This is a genomic window from Paracoccus nototheniae (assembly GCF_004335005.1).
In the GTDB taxonomy this organism is placed as follows: Bacteria; Pseudomonadota; Alphaproteobacteria; order Rhodobacterales; family Rhodobacteraceae; genus Paracoccus; species Paracoccus nototheniae.
The window spans coordinates 1-16,974 of the sequence record NZ_RQRT01000042.1 but is presented as its reverse complement, the minus strand read 5'-3'; the positions used below and the strand labels follow the sequence as shown (position 1 = coordinate 16,974).

At 62.4% G+C, this 16,974-nt stretch carries 15 protein-coding genes and 4 pseudogenes; 13 read left to right on the top strand and 6 right to left on the bottom strand.

Annotated features, from left to right (window positions below; all coding sequences use genetic code 11):
- Positions 1–3 precede the first annotated feature (3 nt).
- From EG885_RS14565 to EG885_RS14535, 7 genes are read left to right on the top strand one after another with little or no spacing between them, the layout of a single operon-like run.
- Positions 4–690 (top strand): urease subunit beta, encoded by a 687-nt coding sequence (locus tag EG885_RS14565; RefSeq protein ID WP_131575857.1) that lies wholly within the window; start codon positions 4–6, stop codon positions 688–690.
- A 2-nt stretch (positions 691–692) separates the two neighbouring features.
- Positions 693–2,408: an urease subunit alpha gene (ureC, locus tag EG885_RS14560; RefSeq protein WP_131575855.1), complete on the top strand. Its 1,716-nt coding sequence runs from the start codon at positions 693–695 to the stop codon at positions 2,406–2,408.
- An 11-nt stretch (positions 2,409–2,419) separates the two neighbouring features.
- Positions 2,420–3,034 (top strand): urease accessory protein UreG, encoded by a 615-nt coding sequence (gene ureG, locus EG885_RS14555; protein ID WP_131575852.1) that lies wholly within the window; start codon positions 2,420–2,422, stop codon positions 3,032–3,034.
- Positions 3,031–3,846, top strand: a complete 816-nt coding sequence (locus EG885_RS14550) for an urease accessory protein UreD (RefSeq protein WP_131575851.1) — start codon at positions 3,031–3,033, stop codon at positions 3,844–3,846. Before ureG ends, EG885_RS14550 begins: the two co-directional genes overlap by 4 nt.
- A gap of 13 nt (positions 3,847–3,859) precedes the next feature.
- Positions 3,860–4,396, top strand: coding sequence for an urease accessory protein UreE (locus EG885_RS23580; protein WP_131575849.1), 537 nt, complete (start codon positions 3,860–3,862; stop codon positions 4,394–4,396).
- Positions 4,332–5,105, top strand: coding sequence for an urease accessory protein UreF (locus tag EG885_RS14540; protein WP_207392288.1), 774 nt, complete (start codon positions 4,332–4,334; stop codon positions 5,103–5,105). The genes EG885_RS23580 and EG885_RS14540 overlap by 65 nt, the downstream gene beginning before the upstream one ends.
- Positions 5,106–5,122: 17 nt before the next feature.
- The gene (locus EG885_RS14535; RefSeq protein ID WP_131575847.1) at positions 5,123–6,667 is read left to right on the top strand and encodes an ABC transporter substrate-binding protein; all 1,545 of its coding nucleotides are present in this window, start codon (positions 5,123–5,125) and stop codon (positions 6,665–6,667) included.
- A gap of 193 nt (positions 6,668–6,860) precedes the next feature.
- On the opposite strand, the pseudogene EG885_RS14530 reads toward EG885_RS14535, so the two are convergent.
- A pseudogene (locus EG885_RS14530) lies at positions 6,861–7,061 on the bottom strand (IS5/IS1182 family transposase); the annotation flags it as partial.
- Positions 7,062–7,091: 30 nt separating this feature from the next.
- Positions 7,092–7,508 carry a nickel-responsive transcriptional regulator NikR gene (gene nikR, locus EG885_RS14525; RefSeq protein ID WP_131575845.1) on the bottom strand — a complete coding sequence of 139 codons (417 nt, stop codon included), beginning with the start codon at positions 7,506–7,508 and terminating at the stop codon, positions 7,092–7,094.
- A 125-nt stretch (positions 7,509–7,633) separates the two neighbouring features.
- Here nikR and EG885_RS14520 point away from each other — a divergent pair, with 125 nt between their 5' ends.
- From EG885_RS14520 to EG885_RS14500, 5 genes are read left to right on the top strand one after another with little or no spacing between them, the layout of a single operon-like run.
- Positions 7,634–9,130, top strand: coding sequence for an ABC transporter substrate-binding protein (locus tag EG885_RS14520; RefSeq protein ID WP_131575843.1), 1,497 nt, complete (start codon positions 7,634–7,636; stop codon positions 9,128–9,130).
- The gene (locus tag EG885_RS14515; protein ID WP_131575841.1) at positions 9,127–10,080 is read left to right on the top strand and encodes an ABC transporter permease; all 954 of its coding nucleotides are present in this window, start codon (positions 9,127–9,129) and stop codon (positions 10,078–10,080) included. The genes EG885_RS14520 and EG885_RS14515 overlap by 4 nt, the downstream gene beginning before the upstream one ends.
- The gene (locus tag EG885_RS14510) at positions 10,077–10,889 is read left to right on the top strand and encodes an ABC transporter permease (RefSeq protein ID WP_131575839.1); all 813 of its coding nucleotides are present in this window, start codon (positions 10,077–10,079) and stop codon (positions 10,887–10,889) included. Before EG885_RS14515 ends, EG885_RS14510 begins: the two co-directional genes overlap by 4 nt.
- On the top strand, positions 10,886–11,617 hold the full coding sequence (locus EG885_RS14505) for an ATP-binding cassette domain-containing protein (protein ID WP_207392287.1): 732 nt from the start codon (positions 10,886–10,888) through the stop codon (positions 11,615–11,617). Before EG885_RS14510 ends, EG885_RS14505 begins: the two co-directional genes overlap by 4 nt.
- Positions 11,544–12,194 carry an ABC transporter ATP-binding protein gene (locus EG885_RS14500; RefSeq protein WP_165571151.1) on the top strand — a complete coding sequence of 217 codons (651 nt, stop codon included), beginning with the start codon at positions 11,544–11,546 and terminating at the stop codon, positions 12,192–12,194. Before EG885_RS14505 ends, EG885_RS14500 begins: the two co-directional genes overlap by 74 nt.
- 282 nt (positions 12,195–12,476) lie before the next feature.
- Here the strand turns inward: EG885_RS14500 and EG885_RS14495 are convergent.
- Positions 12,477–13,414, bottom strand: a pseudogene (locus EG885_RS14495) (IS5 family transposase); the annotation flags it as partial.
- Positions 13,415–13,496: 82 nt separating this feature from the next.
- Here EG885_RS14495 and EG885_RS14490 point away from each other — a divergent pair.
- Positions 13,497–14,641, top strand: a pseudogene (locus EG885_RS14490) (IS3 family transposase).
- Between the two features lie 39 nt (positions 14,642–14,680).
- On the opposite strand, the pseudogene EG885_RS14485 reads toward EG885_RS14490, so the two are convergent.
- The 3 genes and pseudogenes from EG885_RS14485 to mobC all read right to left on the bottom strand — a co-directional run.
- Positions 14,681–14,872 (bottom strand): annotated as a pseudogene (locus EG885_RS14485) (IS5/IS1182 family transposase); the annotation flags it as partial.
- A gap of 325 nt (positions 14,873–15,197) precedes the next feature.
- Positions 15,198–16,796, bottom strand: coding sequence for a relaxase/mobilization nuclease domain-containing protein (locus EG885_RS14480; RefSeq protein ID WP_131575835.1), 1,599 nt, complete (start codon positions 16,794–16,796; stop codon positions 15,198–15,200).
- Positions 16,793–16,974, bottom strand: a 182-nt coding sequence (mobC, locus tag EG885_RS14475; protein ID WP_131575833.1) for a plasmid mobilization relaxosome protein MobC, incomplete at its 5' end; no start/stop codon positions are given. The genes mobC and EG885_RS14480, both read right to left, overlap by 4 nt.

Below are 16,974 nucleotides of genomic sequence, written 5' to 3'. Positions count from 1 at the left end.
GTGATGCATCTTACCCCGCGTGAAACCGACCGGTTGCTTCTCTTCCAGGCTGCCCAACTTGCCCGCACGCGCCGGGAAAGGGGCTTGCTGCTGAGCGAACCCGAAGCCCGCGCATTGATTGCCGATATGATCTGTGAAGGTGCACGTGCGGGCGGCACCGTTGCGGACATGGTTACGCTGGCATCCTCAGCTCTAACCGAAGATGACGTAATGCCAGGTGTTGGCGAGCTGATCAGCATTATTATGGTTGAGGCACTTTTCCCGGATGGGCAGAAGCTGATCTGCGTGCATGATCCGATTAGTCCGGGACGGAAGATGCAATCTGCATCACTCCATCAGCCGCGCTGGAGGACAGGACCGGATCCCATTGAGATCAACCGGAACCGCCCGATCCTGCGGCTGCGCGTTGTCAGCTTAGCAGATCGCCCCATCCAGATCGGGTCACATTATCATTTTTTTGAAGTCAACCCGGCCCTCCGGTTCGAGCGCCAAGCTGCCTACGGCTTCCGGCTCGACATTCCCGCAGCCACGACGCTTCGCTTTGAGCCGGGGGACACGCGGGATGTCGATCTTGTCACCATCGGCGGAGCGCGGATTGTCCATGGCCTCGCTGGCCTGGTCGAGGGGCCGCTGGACGATCCAGCCGTCCGCGAGCGCGCTATGGAGCGGCTCAAAGATTTTCTGAGGTGATCATGGCATACAACATTGGACGGGAACGCTATCTCCAGCTTTATGGACCTACTACCGGAGACAGCGTCAGGCTAGCCAATACCGGCCTTTGGGCAAAGGTTGAGCGGGATCTTTGCATTGGCGGAGATGAGCTGATCTTTGGCGCCGGAAAGACTATCCGTGGCGGAACCGGCTGCGACGGCGCCTTGACTGCTGCCGAAGGGATCCTTGATCTTGTCGTAACCAACGCGTTAATCATCGATGCCGTCACCGGGATCTACAAGGCCGACATCGGCATCAAAGAAGGCCGCATTGTCGGGATCGGTAAGGCAGGCGATCCGAACATCATGGACGGAGTGACGCCTGGACTGATTGTGGGCGTTAATACCGATATCCGGGCAGCCGAGGGGCTTATCGTCACGGCAGGCGGAATCGACTGCCATGTGCATTTCATCGATCCGGGACAAGTGGACGAGGCGCTTTGCGCGGGTATGACTACGATGATGGGCGGTGGCCTTGGCCCTACCACGGTTCCAATTGCCTCAACCGGCACCACCAATCTCGGCCTGATGCTTCAGGCGGCGGAGGCGTTTCCGATGAACTTCGGCTTCATTGCTAAGGCGGCCTCTCATCAGATCGAACCCTTGCTGGAACAATTGTCGGCCGGCGCAGCCGGGCTCAAAATCCATGAAGACTGGGGAGCCAGCCCCACCATCATTGACGCCGCGTTAAAAGCTGCCGAGCTTGGCGGTGGCCAGATCCAGCTTCACAGCGATACCCTTAACGAGTCTGGTTTCGTCGAACACACGATACGCGCCATCGCAGGCAGAGGCATCCATGCATACCATGTCGAGGGCGCAGGCGGCGGCCATGCTCCGGACATCATCCGCATCTGCGGGCACGAAAATGTCCTACCTTCTTCAACTAATCCCACGAATCCCTTTACTATCAACACATTTGATGAACATTTTGATATGGCGATGACGAGTCATCACCTTAACCCGCGCCTGCCCGAGGATGTCGCCTTCGCCGAAAGCCGCATCAGGCGGGAGACCATCGGTGCGGAGGATGTAATGCACGATCTAGGCGTCATCAGTGCTATCGGATCGGACAGCCAAGGCATGGGCCGGGTGGGAGAGACCATCGCGCGGACTTGGCAGCTGGCAGAGCATATGCGCGATCAGCGTGGGGCGCTAGACGAAGATCGGGGAGCCGGCGCGGACAATTTCCGCATCCGGCGCTATATCGCGAAATACACCATCAATCCTGCGCTGATGTTTGGCATTGACCACGAGGTCGGCTCGATCGAAATAGGCAAGCTTGCCGATCTGGTGTTCTGGAAACCCGACAGGTTCGGAGTGAAGCCCGAGCTAGTGCTTAAGTCTGGCTTCCCAGTTTGGGCACCCTTAGGCGAGGCGAATGCGTCGCTCATGTCCTGCGAACCACTGCGCTACCGTCCGATGTGGGGCTGTTTTGGCAGGGCACCTCAGAGCCTCGGTTTGCGCTTTGTCGCACCGGGGGCATTGAGCAGTGATATTGGCCGACGCCTTGATCTGCGCGCGAGGCTTTCGGCAGTTCGTTCGACCCGTGACCTGCTCAAGCGCGACATGGTCCTAAACGGTCGGGTGCCGGAAATCGAGGTCGATTCCGAAAATTTCGAAGTTCGGCTCGATGGCGAGTTGGCGACGAGCAGGCCGGCGGAACAGGTCGCGCTTGGCCAGATCTACATGCTTAAATAACAGGAGGCGGAATGGCAGCAGTAAGGATCGGAATCGGCGGCCCGGTCGGCAGCGGCAAGACGCGGCTGGTCGAGAGGTTACTGCCGGTCTGTTACACCGAAGGCGTCTCGGTTGCGGTGATTACAAACGATTTAGTCACTATCGAGGATGCCGAACGGGTGCGCAGATCTGGGCTCATTGATCCAGAGCGTGTAATGGCCGTCGAAAGTGGGGCCTGCCCGCATACGGCTATTCGCGAGGACCCTTCCATCAATATAGAGGCCGCCAACTACTTGGAGCGGCGCTTCTCTCCTGACCTGATCATGATCGAAAGCGGCGGCGACAATCTTGCCGCTACCTTTTCGAGCGATCTGGTGGACTGGTGGACTTTCGTCATAGACGTCTCGGCGGGTGACGATATCCCCCGCAAGCGCGGGCTTGGCGTCCTGCGCGCGGACTTGCTCATCGTCAACAAGATCGACTTGGCTCCGCATGTCGATGCCGATCTCGACCGCATCCGGCAGGATGTTGCTGCAGCGCGCCCTGACCGCCCTTCTCTTTTCACAGACTTGCGTAAGGGCGAGGGTGTCCGCGCTGTTTTCGACGAAATCACCCGCAGTGCACTCTTCGGCATATTTCCCGGATGAATGAGGGTTATTTAGCGCTCAACTTGGTCCGCGACGGTGGAGGTCGTACACGGCTTGCTGGGCGGCGACAGTGCTATCCCCTCACCACAACCGCAGTCCTACCAATTGAAGATGAGGATGGTGCGCTGATCTATGTTCAGAACGCCGCAGGTTCAATCTTCGGCGGCGACAGGCTGACCATGGACATTACTGTCGGGCCAAAGGCCCACCTTTGCCTTTCCACCCCTGCGGCGACCCGACTTCAGGGAGGCACACTTTCAATACAGGAAACCTCAATCAGCGTTGCAGAGGGCGGTTTCATCGAATCTATCCCGGATTTTCTCATACCGCACGCGGGAGCCAGACATCGTCAGGTCACGCGGCTATCACTTGACCGGAATGCAGGGGCAATCCTGATCGACACGATAGCGCCGGGACGTGTGGCACGCGGTGAATGGCATGACTATACATTCGTTTCTTATCGGCTGATCGCAACCGTCGAAGGCCGTGAGATCCTGATCGACGCGGCAAGCTTTGCCCCCGAAGAAGCACCTTCATCGCTTGCCGGCACCTTGGGCGGAGAGGGATATGTCGGCACACTTTTCGCGCTTGGACCCCAAACAGATTACGCGCCTCTTGCCAAAGAACTCTCTGAATGCCTCGAGCATATGCCGGGCGTTTTTGCTGGAGCCGCGCCTCTAGTGTCGGGCTACGGTGCAGTGGCGCGCTTTCTTGCCAATGATGCACCAAGGCTTCGCGAAGCGACTCATTCTGCCTGGGATACAGCCAGGACACACCTGCGGGACCGCCCTGCTCGCATCCTGAGAAAATAGAGAGGACATAACAATGTTGATGCTCCATCAGATTCTTGGCCATGCTTACGATTGCCGGTTTCGCGGCCGGAAGCGGGAGCGCCTGTGGGTTGCGGCCGCGGATGCAGGGCGGAGACGCCTACGGGTGAGGAGCGAGTTGGGAACAGAAATTGGCCTAGACCTTCACGAGCCGCGGTGGCTCGCTGATGGTACGGTGCTACATGATGACGGCCACCGCATCCTTGTGGTTGCTCGCAAGCCCGAGCAAGTCATGGTTGTCACGCTGCCAGAGTCCGATCCCGCGACCGCTTTTCGTATTGGTCATGCCCTAGGCAATCGCCACACCCCAAGCGAAATAGACGGTTGCGAGATTGTGGTGCCGGTGACGGAGACGCCTGAACTGGCCGCTCGACCACTTCTTGCATATGGGGTCGACCAAGCGCGAATACGCTTCGAAGAACGTGCCTTTGCCGCAGGGGCGCCTCCTGCGTGTGCGGGCGCATCGCATGAGCATCCTGTCGGTCGCGCTCATGTACACCATCACCACGACAAGGGCGCGCATGAACATTGAAGGGAGCTACTTTCCAATGGAAGGCGCAGCACTACTTGCGCTGATGCAGCTTGCGGATTCCGCGCTTCCTATTGGTCGCCATGCCCATGCAATGGGGCTTGAAAGGCTGCTCCGGGATGGGCGCGTTCCGGACGAGAACTGCCTCAGGCAAATTGTTGTTTCCGCCCTTATACACGGTGCCGCACGGGGGGACGGCGCCGCGGCCGCACTGTCCCATGAAGCATTTCTCGCGGGCGATTTGCGGGAGTTGCTAGCCGTCGACACTCGCCTAGACTGCCTGAAGCTGACAGAAGCCGCGCAAGCCGCCTCCCGTAGATGCGGTCATCGGCTAGCAACCCTCGCTCCCGGGTTTGCAGATAACCCGATGCTGGCTGCCTTTGCCGATGCGATTGCTCGGCATGAGACGCCAGGCCATCTCGCAGTAGTCTCGGCAGCGGTCTCGGCGGCCTGCGGGATTGCACAAGAGGCGGCAGTACTGATGGAGCTTCGCGGAATCGCCACGATGATCCTCTCTGCTGCCGTTCGCCTAGATGCGCTTCCCGCTAAGGCCGCTCAGACAATGCTTGCTGGCTTAGCCCCTGAAATACTTAGGGCAGGAAAAATCGCCTTAGCAACACCCGTTGAGGAATTAGAATGCAGCGCATCTGCAGCAATTGAAATAGCCATGATGCGCCACGCGCGGGATCACGGCCGTCTGTTTGCGACATAAACATCGAGGAAATTGGGATGGATGAAGGCAGTATCCTGCGCGTGGCTCTAGATTGGCAAGTGGATGAAATTGATCCGCCACGGTCTTTCGGCGGCTGGAACACCGGTCGCGTTGTCCAGCAAACACATGAAAGCCTCATGGAGGATGATTTCGAAAAACACCCCGCAGTCGAGGGGGAGCCGACTGCCCTCGTGCCCCGCCTTGCCATAAGCTGTGAAATTTCAAACAATGAATGCCGCTTCCTGTTTCGATTAAGATCGGGAATTCGCTTTCACGACGGCGCAGCTCTGGATGCCGAAGCAGTAGTGCTAAACTACGCCAGAATGTGCGATCCCTCGAGCAAATTCTTCTCTGCCGTTGTGTCGGATTTAAACCAATCTGCGGTCGAAATGTTAGCATCAGTCCGTGCCCTTGATCCGATGACGGTCGAGATTACGACGAAAGCTCCTGCGCCTGATTTTCTTCGCTACATGACGCAAGAGGACGCGCCCGGGGCACAGTCTTTGGTTAGTCCCCTTGCCCTGCAACAACATGGCCCTGACGGTTGTGCCGACCGGGCCCCGGGTACCGGTCCCTTTCGCTTCCATCGCCGCTTCCAGACCGAGCACGGGTCGGGAGTCGAGCTAGTCCGAAACGACGATTATTGGGGCGGCGCACCCAAACTCTCCGGCATCCGTTTTCTTCCCTTTCCCGACCTCAAAGACCGCGTTCGCGCCTTGCGGGAGGGTGAAGTCGATTTGGCCTATAGCCTCGAAGGCGCGAATCTTGAAGATCTCGCGGCAGAGGGGTTCAGCATTCCGGAATGTGCGCCTCCCTATCTGTGGTATCTCGTTTTCAATTCCCGCGACCCCCAGATCGGAGACGTCCGCATTCGCCGGGCCATTGCCCATGCCATCAACCGCAATGCTCTTAGCTCCGAGCTTTTTCCCGGCGCAACAGTGCCGGCCGTCAGTGCATTGCCTCCCGGCTCATCCTCTCACAATCCACAATCCGCTGAGTACTATCCCTATGACCCGCAGTTGGCTCGTGCGCTTCTGGCTGAAGCTGGGGTGGCTAATCGCCTAACATTACGGGCATTTGGCGCAAAGCATGGCTCCGCCCAACTTGATCCCGGCATGATATATGCACGAATTGCTGCGGATCTGGCGGCGGTGGGCATTAAGCTTGAAGTAGAGCTGCACCCGGATTGGGTTGTCTATTGCAATCAATGGCGCAAGGGGGCTGCCCGGGCGGTGTCTTTCACAGAAATGAGCTGGGGGATGTCTAGCGACTTGTGGCTTCGTCAGATTCTGCACAGTGCAAATGCCTCACCTACGGGCTTCAATGCCGGCTTCGCTGCTGATCCGTTGCTTGATGACCTGTTGGATCGCGCGGCCGTCACCTTGCCATTGAGAGAGCGTATCGCTCTTTACCGTATGGCCGATGCCCGCATCATGGATCAGTTACCAATCCTCCCGCTTCTCAATAGTCGCAGGGGGATGTTTGGCCATTCGCCGAGCTTACGAGGCTTAACTATCACCAATCAATGCTGGAACGATTTCCGAAACGTGTGGCTAGAATAGACTTGTTGGCTGGAAATATGGAGAGACTTATAGGCACCTCGATTTTGATCTTTTCCTGCCGCGGGTAGCGGGCTGGGGGGCTTGAGACGGGGATGTTACCGCCCGTCGGCATCCTTGCGCGCTATGGGGTCTTCAGATCTCCGTCTGTTACACAGCGTTCTGTGCTGCACAGCCTCACTTCCCGGCCTCGAGGTCAGGCCGGGCACGGGTTCAGGCGGCTCAACTGGCCGAGGCAGCGCATGTTGTAAGCCAAGTTCTTCATGCCGAACCTGGCCTTCGCCCGCACCATGCCGATCGTGCGCACCAGTGTGCCGCCCATGTTGTTGGCCTACGCGCCGGAAACATGCTCGACCCGCGCGCGCACCAACGACTTGGTCCGGTTGCTGCCCTTAGACCCCAGTCAGCGATCATGGGGTCTAAGGGGTCAGTCAGCCTCACTGCCGACCGGCAGCGGCATGACATGCAACTGCCCCATGCGCACGCCTTTCTGGGTCAGGATCGCGTCGGCCATCCGGCGCACCTGACCCACCGTGCCGCGAAGCACGACGACCTCAAGGCAATCGTCATGCGTGATATGAACATGTAGCGTGGACAGCTGCAGATGGTGATGGCTGTGTGCCTGTGTGGCCAGTCGCCGGGTCAGATCGCGGATGTCGTGGTCGAACAAGTATGTCAGCGTGGCGATGCAGGTTGCGTCAGAGTCGGCGTCGGTCGCGGCCATCTGGACACCGGCCAGCACATCGCGCATCGCCTCGGACCGGCTGGCATAGCCGCGCTGTCCGGCATAGGCGTCCAGAGCGGCCAGCTGGTCATCCTCGATGGTCATGGTCACGCGCTGCATTCGGTATCCTGCTTGTAAACCGGGCATCCCGCTTTGCCCGTCACCGGATTCTAGACGCCGGCGCTTGCCTTGGCCATCGCGATGCGCGTAAGCGGAATGCAATATTTCGTCATACGGATGTGCCGATGCGCCTTGTCCTAGCCCTGACCGCCCTGCTGGCCCCCCTGCCCGCCATGGCGGCACCTGATCTGGTTCTGGCCATTGGCGGAGAGCCTGATACCGGCTTCGATCCGATCCGGGGCTGGGGCGGCTATGGCAACCCGCTGTTCCAGTCCACGCTGCTGCGCCGGGACGCCGATCTGGTCACGCAGCCCGATCTGGCGATCGATTGGCAGCTGTCCGACGACCGGCTGGTCTGGACAATCACCCTGCGCGAGGGCGTCAGCTTTTCCGACGGCACGCCCCTGACAGCCGAGGATGTGGCGTTCACCTTCACGACGGCAAAGGGCACCCCCGACAGCATCGACCTGTCGGCAATGGAGCGGGCCGAGACGGTGGATACACAGACCGTGCGCTTTGTCCTGAACCGCCCGTGGATCACCTTTGCCGAAACGTTCTATACTCTGGGCATCGTCCCGGCGGCCAGCTATGCGCCGGGCTACGGTCGCGCGCCGGTCGGGTCGGGCCCTTATACGCTGGTCTCGTGGTCCGAGGGCGAGCAGCTGATCGTGCGCCGCAACGGCGGCTATCACGGCGACCTTCCCGAATTCGAACAGATCACCTTCCTGTTCACCGGGCCCGATACCGGCCTTGCGGCCGCGCAGGCGGGGGCCGTTCATATGGTCGCCCTGCCCGCACAGCTTGCCGACCGCGTGCCGCAGGGATTTCGGGCGGTCGTGGCGCAGACGGTGGACAATCGCGGGATCAGCATGCCCTCAGGCCAGCCGGTCACGTCGGATCGGGCAATCCGGCAGGCGCTCAATCTGGGCCTCGACCGCGAGGTGATCGCCGGGGTGGCGCTGAACGGCCATGGGACACCGGCCTTCGGCCCGGCAGACGGCCTGCCATGGGCCGGGCCGGATGACCGTGTGCCGACCGACACCAAGGCCGCAACGGCGGTTCTGGACAAAGCCAGCTGGCAGCCCGGCCCCGACGGCATCCGCACAAGGGACGGCCAGCGGGCGGCCTTTATGCTGAACTATCCGGCCAGCGACCCGACACGGCAGGCGCTGGCCGAAGTGAGCGCTGAGCTGGCCCGCCCTCTGGGCATCGAGATCACCCCGACCGGGGCCAGCTGGGACGCGATCCAACGGGTGATGCATGACCAGCCTGTGGTCTTCGGCTTTGGCAGCCATTCGCCCTATCAGCTTTATGCGCTCTATTCCTCGACGCTGGCCGGGATGGGCTGGATGAACCCGTCGCATTACGCAAACCCGCAAGTGGACGAGATTTTTGCCCGCGCGCTGGCCGCAGAAAGCCTCGAGGCTTCGGCCCCGATCTGGGCCGAGGCGGCGGCGCATTACGGCACCCAAGGCGACAATGCCTGGGTCTGGCTGGTCAATCTGGACCATGTCTATCTGGTCGATGACTGTCTGGAGGTCGGGCAGACCCAGATCGAGCCGCATGGGCATGGCTGGCCGATCACGGCCTCCCTGTCGGATTGGCGCTGGACCTGCGAATGACTGCACTTGTCCGCGCGCTGGCTGTCGTGGCGACCGTCGCGCTGGCGGTGTTCATGCTGCTGAAGGCCTCGCCCGTCGACCCGGTCGCGGCCTATCTGGGCCCCGCCATGGCTCAGGCCAGCCCCGATCAGATGGACCGGATTGCGGCCAGCTGGGGGCTGGACCGGCCCGCGCCCGAACAGTTCGCGCGATGGGCGGGGCATGTCTTGCGGGGCGATCTGGGATGGTCCACGACCTATGCCGCCCCCGTCGCGCAGGTGGTGTCGGAACGTCTTGGGGCCTCGGCCCTGCTGGCGGGATTGGCCTGGCTGCTGTCGGGCGTGCTGGGCTTTGCGCTTGGCCTGACGGCGGCGATGACACGGGATCGCTGGCCGGACCGGGTGATCCGGCTGTGGTGCTATGGCCTGGCCGCCACGCCGACCTTTTGGCTGGCCATGCTGATGATCGCGCTGTTCTCGGTCGTGCTAGGCTGGGCGCCGGTCTGCTGCGCGGGGCCAATCGGCGTGCCGCCCGATCAGGTCGGGCTGTCGGACCGCCTGCGCCATCTGGCCCTGCCGCTGGCCGCGCTGACCCTGTTCGGAGTCGCGCAGATCGCGCTGCACACCCGCATCAAGGCCATCGAGATCCTGCAGTCCGATTACGTCGCCCTCGTCCGACTGCAGGGCGCCACGCGCGATGACATCCTGCTGCGCCATGTCGCGCGCAATGCGGCTCTGCCGGGCGTGACGGTGCTGTTCGCCTCGGTCGGAGAGATCATCGGCGGTGCGATCCTGGCCGAGCAGGTCTTTGCCTGGCCGGGTCTTGGTCGTGCAACGGTCGAGGCCGGGATGCGCGGCGATGTGGCGCTGCTGATGGCCATCGCGATCCTGACCGCGATCACCGTCGTCGCGGCGAACTTGACCGCCGACCGGCTGGGCCCCGCACTTGACCCGCGTCAGAGGATGCCATGACCGCCGCGCTGCGTCTTGCCGTGATGACCGCGCTGGCCGGGGCGGTGCTGGTGGCGGTGCCGCTTGGCTCGGGCGCGCTTGGTGATCTGGGACTGCGGGCGGATTTCACGGCGCGGAACCTGCCGCCTTCGTGGGCCCGCCCGCTTGGAACGGACCGGATGGGTCGCGATCTGGCGGCGCGGGTGGTTCATGGCCTGACGCTCAGCCTGCAGGTCGGGCTGCTTGCGGCGGGGCTGTCCACGGCCATCGCGCTGGTCGTGGCGCTGGTCTCCAGCCTTGGGCGGGCAGCGGATGCGGCGATGGGGTTTCTGACCGATGTGATGCTGGCCCTGCCGCATTTGCTGCTGCTGTTGCTGATCAGCTTTGCCCTTGGCGGGGGCGTCACCGCCGTCATCATCGCCGTCGCCATCTCTCACTGGCCGCGCCTTGCGCGCCTGCTGCGCGCCGAAATCCGCCAGGTCCGGTCTGCCCCCTTTGTTGAGGCATCGCGCGCCTTCGGCCGCTCGCGCTTGTTCGTGGCGCGACATCACATTCTGCCGCTGCTGCTGCCGCAGCTGCTGACCGGATATGTCCTGATGTTTCCCCACGCGATCCTGCACGAGGCCGCCCTGACCTTTCTGGGTTTCGGGCTGGAACCCTCGCGCCCGGCCATCGGCGTCATGCTGTCCGAGGCGATGCGGCACATCGGCGCCGGGCGCTGGTGGCTGGCTGTGGGACCGGGCGCGGCGCTGGTCATGTTGGTCCTGTGTCTGGAACGCGTGGGCGATGCCCTCCACCGCCGCACCAACCCGAGGGAGCTGCGCCTGTGAGCCTGAGGGTCCGTGACCTGTCGCTTGGCTTTTCGGCGCCCGACGGGCTGTGGCGGCGACGCGAGACATGGCTGGTGCAAGGGCTGAACCTTGATGTCGCGGCGGGCCGGATCACGGCGCTGATCGGCGCGTCGGGGGCGGGCAAAAGCCTGCTGGCCCATGCGATCCTGGGGGCCCTGCCCGGCAACGCCCTGCAGACGGGCCGGATCGCGGTGCAGGGCAGGACGGTGTTTCTGCCCCAGCAAGGCGGATGGCTGGACCCCACCGCGCGCATCGGCGACCAGATCGCATGGGCGGCAAGGCGCAAGGCCTGTCCGGCGCAGGTGGCCGATCGGCTGGCCTTGCTGGACCTCGGCTCCGCCGTTGCGGCGCTTTATCCCCATCAGCTGTCCGGCGGTATGGCGCGGCGGGTGCTGATGGTCATGGCGCTGATCGGACCGCCCGCGCTGCTGGTCGCGGACGAGCCGACGGCCGGGTTGGATCCGGCCAGTTCCGCCCTGCTGCTGGCGACCCTTCGCGCGTATGCGGCCGAGGGCGGTGCCGTGCTGCTGATCACGCATGACCTGATTGCCGCCTTGCCCATCGCGGATGAGGTCGCGATGCTGGCCGATGGTCGTCTGCATCCCGCCTGCCCCGCGCAGGCCTTTGCAGGCGATGGCGCGGTTCTGCCCGCCGCCGCAAGAAGGCAATGGCAGGCTTTGCCGCAAAATGGCTTTACCGATGCTTGAGGCCCAGGGTATCGCCGTTGCGCAGGGCCGGCGCATCCTGATCCAGGGGCTGGATCTGACCATCCCTCGGGGGGAATGCGTCGGCTTGTCGGGGCCATCCGGGGCGGGCAAGACCACAGTGGGCCGTGCGCTGGCGTGCCTGCATCCCCTTGCGGGCGGGCGGCTGACGCTCGACGGCCAGCCGCCTGGAAAAGGCTTGTGGCCAGTGCAGTATCTGCACCAAGATCCGCTGGTCGCGATGAATCCTCGCTGGACGCTGGACCGCATCCTGCGGGAGGCCGGCCCCCCGCGCGACGATCTGCGCACCGCACTTGGCGCGGACCTTCCAGCCGAGCGCTTTCCGCACGAATTGTCAGGCGGACAGTTGCAGCGCCTGTCGATCCTGCGCGGCCTTATGGCCCGACCACGCGTGCTGATCGCCGACGAGATCACGGCTGCCTTGGACCCGGTCAGTCAGGCCCTAATGTGGCGCGTGCTGCTGGATGTCTGCCGCGCAACAGGCATGGGCCTGCTGGCGATCAGCCATGATGACGCATTGCTGGCAAGGATCAGTGGTAGATCGATGGCGATAGCTTGAATTATGCTTTTCAAGCTTTTGACAAGGAAGTGAGGGATACACTCGTTATGCCTTTTTCATGTCGAAGGATGACGCCTTCGCAAACGACCCCGAGCGGGTCCGATCAATTGCCACGCGTGAATACGCAAAAGGGATCAGTGCTTAGGGCCGTTGGTATTACTTATGGGCACCTCGATTTTTTGAGTTTTTCAGGCTCCGGGTAGGGGATTGGGCGGCTTGAGACAGGGATGATACCGCCCGTCGGCGGCCTGGCGCGCTAGGTGGTCTTCTGTGCTACACCTGTCACGCGCGGCGTTTCGTGCCTCCTGGCCTGATTACCGCGCCCCGGGGACAGGCCGGGCACGGGTTCAGGCGGCGCAGCTGGCCGAGGCGGCGCATGTTGTATGCCAGGTTCTTCATCCCGATCTTGGCCTTCGCCCGCACCATGCCGATGGTGCGCACCAGCGTGCCGCCCATGTCGTTGGTCTGCGCGCCGAAGATATGCTCGACCCGCGCGCGCACCGAGGATTTGGTCCGGTTGCTGCTCTTGGCCTGTTGGATCAGCGGCTTGCCGCGCTTGCCCTTGCGGTGGATGTGGCTCTTCAGCTTCAAGGCGCGCAGCCTGGCTTCCATCTCCTCGGACCGATAGGCGGGATCTGCCCAGACCCCCGCACCGGTATTGCCCCGCATCAGCAGGCGGTCCACCGCCTGGCTGTCGTGCAGGGCGGCATCGCTGACATGGTAACGCCGCACCAGCTTGTGCTTGCTGTCCATGTTCACATGGTTCTTGTAGCCGTAGTGGCTCTTGCCATGCTTTTTGGTCCAGCGCGCATCGGTATCCTTCTGCGACCGCTTGGCGGGCTTGTCGGCCCAACCCTCGGGCACCTCACCGTTCTTGATCGCCTTGTTTTCCACGCGCGTATTGTGATTGCGCGGCACCGGGACGATGGAGGCATCGAGGATCTGCCCGCCCCGCGCGATGTAACCCGCCACCATGGCACATTCGATGCCGCCGGGGGGCGTCCACCCCATCGCATACCGTCGAACTGCTTGAACAGCCCTTCCACCAGGCCCGCCTGCGCCAACGCCTCACGATAAAGCCAGACCGTCTTGGCATCGGGCACCCGGTCCTCAAGGCCGAGGCCAAGAAACCGCATGAACGACAGACGGTCGCGCACCTGATACTCGATCTGGTCGTCGGACAGGTTGTAAAGCGCGCCCAGCACCAGTGTCTTGAACATCTGAGCTACTCCCCGAAAATCGGACAGTGACGGAAGCTACGATCTGACGTCTGCTGGTCTTCAAGAGCGAGGAGATCAGGACATGAAGAAACGCAGGAACCATGACGCGGGATTCAAGGCCCGTGTTGCGCTGGAAGCCTTGAAGGGCGAGCGCACGGTGTCTGAGTTAGCCGCCGAATATGGCGTGCATCCGACGATGATCCATCAGTGGAAGAAGTCTCTGCTCGATGGTGCTGCTGACATCTTCGAGCGGGGCGGCAAGACGGCTCCCTCTGTTGATGAGGACACGGTGCGATCCCTGCATGCCAAGATCGGGGAGCTGGCTGTGGCCAACGATTTTTTGTCACGAAAGCTCAAGCCCTGGACCGGCAAGTGAGGCGTGGCATGATTGAGAAGAACCACCCGAGCCTGTCGGTCGGGGCGCAATGCCACCTGCTGTCGATCTCGCGATCGTCGTTCTACTACGAACTGATGGGCGAGACGGCCATGAACCTCGACCTCATGGTGGTGATTGACAAGCAGTTCCTCGAGACACCGTTTTACGGCGTGCAGCAGATGACGTGGCACCTGCAGAACGAGGGCCATGTTGTGAACTACAAGCGCATCCGGCGACTGATGCGGCTGATGCGCTTGATGCCGATCTACCAGAAGCCCGATACCAGCAGGCCGGCCAAGGGCCACAAGACCTACCCCTATCTGCTGGATGGGCTGCGGGTGGAGCGGCCCAACCAAGTCTGGTGCGCCGACATCACCTACATCCCGATGCGCCGCGGCTTTCTCTATATGGTGGCTGTCATGGACTGGTTCACCCGGAAGGTTCTGGCCTGGCGCATCTCGAATACCCTGGAAGCCGACTTCTGCGTCGAGGCCCTGAACGAGGCGATCCACAAGTTCGGCCCGCCCGAGATCATGAACTCCGATCAGGGATCGCAGTTCACGTCCTTCGCCTGGACCGACCGCCTGAAACGGATCGGCACCCGGATCTCGATGGATGGCAAGGGCCGGTGCATCGACAACATCTTCATCGAACGCCTCTGGCGGTCCCTGAAGTATGAATGCGTCTACCTGCACGCTTGGGAGACCGGCTCTCAGGCCAAGGCTGGCATCGGGGCCTGGATCACCTTCTACAACCACCAGCGGCCTCACGCCGCCCATGGCGGTCAACCACCCGCCGTGGTCTACTTCAACACCATCGAAACCGATCAGCAGGCGCAGGCAGTAGCTTAAATCAGCCGGAAAACTGTCCAAGGATCGGGGAGTAGCTCACATCAGCACGGCATCCATGGGCTTGCGCCCGGCGCGTGACTTGCGCTCTGCATCCGGCTTGCGTCAGACGCGCTCCAGCGTTGCACGGAATTCCTCCCACGGCACGACGGCGTCGATCTCGACCAGCGGGTCCCTCTTGGCGTCCAGGCTTGCATAGCGGTCCGAAAGATCAAAGAAACCCAACTGCGCCATCGTCAAACTCCAAGCCGCCGATCCCTCTCATTTATACCGCAGCAACACGGGGCAGGCAATTTATCGAGGTGCCCTTATACCCTTTATGCCATCATTTGCGCCCGTTTTATTTTTTTAATATCTTTTTTATTGTTTAATTTACTATCGCTTGAGCTTAATAAGACGAGCTTCTCGGCAGCAATATCTATAAATACTATAAAGATGATTAACTTAATTATTATCATCTTCCCATTTTCAATTGCAAACGTTTTAAGTAAATTCAATCTGGATAAATTAAGATGAGCATTCTATTAGCGCGTGAAAGCAGAATAGTTAGCTCTTCTGGTTATCTATCGCGTTGTTTACCTTCATTCCCCATCACCCGGAGTTCCAATTTTTCGCGCTGGTCCTGCTTTTGTGCAACCTGATCTTTTTGCCGATCCAGCCAATCGAATTTTGACGACTTCTTGTCCTCCTGCGCCTGTTCTACCTGCTGACGAAGTTCAGCGCCTTTGCCCGAAACGCTTCGCTCCTTCGCCTGCCGGTCCAGCCACCCAAACCGCGACCCCTGCTGCGCCCCTGCCTCACGCCCACGCTCCGAGACCCCCCACCTTTCCCGCTCAGGTGCTTTCTCCCGCCCAACCTGCTTCCAGGCCTCGCGGATTTTCCCCCATTCCCCGGCCTGCCGTTCGACCAGCGTCCCGCGATCCTCTTTGAATCGCTCCAGCGCCTGGCCCATCTCCCAGGCCCGCCCGGCCTTCAGCGGCTCCAGCCGCCCGCCCAACTCCCGGTTCAGCCGCTCTGACAGCGCTGCCCGGTCCCGCTGGCTGGCGGCGACAAACGTGCTTTCCCGCCGCTCCTTCGACAGAAAATTCACCGCCACCAGCTTCGCAAAACTGCCGCCCTGCTCGCGGTGCTGTTCCCGTGCCGCCGCGATAGACAGCGACAACCGCCCGATCAGCCCGCGTTCCATGCGCTGCCGTTCGCGCGCCCCGTCCCGCTCGCCCCGGAACTGCGCCGCCCATTCCGGCTTGGTGTCGCGCTTATGCGCCGCCACGACATCCCGGGTCCGGCCCTTATGCGCCGAGGCGATCTCCGCCTTCTGCGCCGCATAGCCCCCGCGCAGCGCCACCCACTCCTGCCGGTGCCGCTCTTTCGTGGCTGCGCCGATCTCCCGCAGGATCGCGGCCGGGCTCTGGGGCCGCTCAGAAGCCCGCTGAGCCGCCTTACGTGCCTCGGACAGGGATGATGCCCCCGAAGCCGCCTCTTGCCGCTCCTGGGCCGCCTGAGCGCGCCCTGCGGCCTTCTCCACGACATGCGCCCGCCGCACCTCCGGGTCCGGGTACTGGCGCTGCTTTTCGGCCACCCGCTCGTACTTCGCCGCCCGATCCGGACTGACCACCGCACCACGGGCTTTTTCGTACTCGTTCGCCCACCGGTCCAGCGCCCGGACCTTCGGCGGATCGATCTTCGCCATCCGCCCGTCCTCGGGGCTCACCCGGTTCACGATCACATGCACATGCGGATGGGCCGTGTCGCGATGTGCCACGATCACCGCCTGGTGCTTCTCCAGCCCCAGGACCCGCAGACTGTCATTCGCGGCGCGCGACATCTCCGCCCGGTCCAGTTTCCCGGCCTCGGTCGGATGCCAGGCCAGCGAATAGGCCAGCACCGGCTTTTGCGCCTTGCGCCCGGTGGCCGCGATCCCGGCCTCGGCCTTCAGCTGATCGGCCCGCTCGGCGGTGGCGATCATGATCCGCGTGGCCACCTCGGGCCGGTCGCTGGCAATGTTGCGCGTCTCCGTCCACGCCACCCGCTCCGACGAGGCCGGATGCGGTCCCGACGCCGCCGCCCCGCCCTCCGGGCCGGGCGCACGCTTGTCATGGGTGTAATACGCCATCGCCCCTTTGAAGCTCCGGCCCTGCGCGGCGATCTGGAAGTTCATGCACCGATCTCCGCCAGCCGCTCCACCGCCGCCCGGACCTCGGCCAGCACCTCGTCGAGATCGACCGGCACCGGCTGCCCCGCGTTCAGCGTCCGGGTGATCTGATTGAGGTTCACGCCGACCCGGTTCAGCGACACCAGCGCCGCCGACAGGTCCGGCGCGGATCGCACCCGGACGC

Bases quoted from the DNA above. Each gene is read 5' to 3' on its own strand.
- EG885_RS14510 (WP_131575839.1), top strand. From the start codon at position 10,077: ATGACCGCCGCGCTGCGTCTTGCCGTGATGACCGCGCTGGCCGGGGCG.
- EG885_RS14480 (WP_131575835.1), bottom strand. From the start codon at position 16,796: ATGAACTTCCAGATCGCCGCGCAGGGCCGGAGCTTCAAAGGGGCGATG.
- EG885_RS23580 (WP_131575849.1), top strand. From the start codon at position 3,860: ATGTTGATGCTCCATCAGATTCTTGGCCATGCTTACGATTGCCGGTTT.
- EG885_RS14520 (WP_131575843.1), top strand. From the start codon at position 7,634: ATGCGCCTTGTCCTAGCCCTGACCGCCCTGCTGGCCCCCCTGCCCGCC.
- EG885_RS14565 (WP_131575857.1), top strand. From the start codon at position 4: ATGCATCTTACCCCGCGTGAAACCGACCGGTTGCTTCTCTTCCAGGCT.
- ureC (WP_131575855.1), top strand. From the start codon at position 693: ATGGCATACAACATTGGACGGGAACGCTATCTCCAGCTTTATGGACCT.
- EG885_RS14515 (WP_131575841.1), top strand. From the start codon at position 9,127: ATGACTGCACTTGTCCGCGCGCTGGCTGTCGTGGCGACCGTCGCGCTG.
- EG885_RS14550 (WP_131575851.1), top strand. From the start codon at position 3,031: ATGAATGAGGGTTATTTAGCGCTCAACTTGGTCCGCGACGGTGGAGGT.
- EG885_RS14535 (WP_131575847.1), top strand. From the start codon at position 5,123: ATGGATGAAGGCAGTATCCTGCGCGTGGCTCTAGATTGGCAAGTGGAT.
- nikR (WP_131575845.1), bottom strand. From the start codon at position 7,508: ATGCAGCGCGTGACCATGACCATCGAGGATGACCAGCTGGCCGCTCTG.
- ureG (WP_131575852.1), top strand. From the start codon at position 2,420: ATGGCAGCAGTAAGGATCGGAATCGGCGGCCCGGTCGGCAGCGGCAAG.
- EG885_RS14540 (WP_207392288.1), top strand. From the start codon at position 4,332: ATGAGCATCCTGTCGGTCGCGCTCATGTACACCATCACCACGACAAGG.
- EG885_RS14500 (WP_165571151.1), top strand. From the start codon at position 11,544: ATGGCGCGGTTCTGCCCGCCGCCGCAAGAAGGCAATGGCAGGCTTTGC.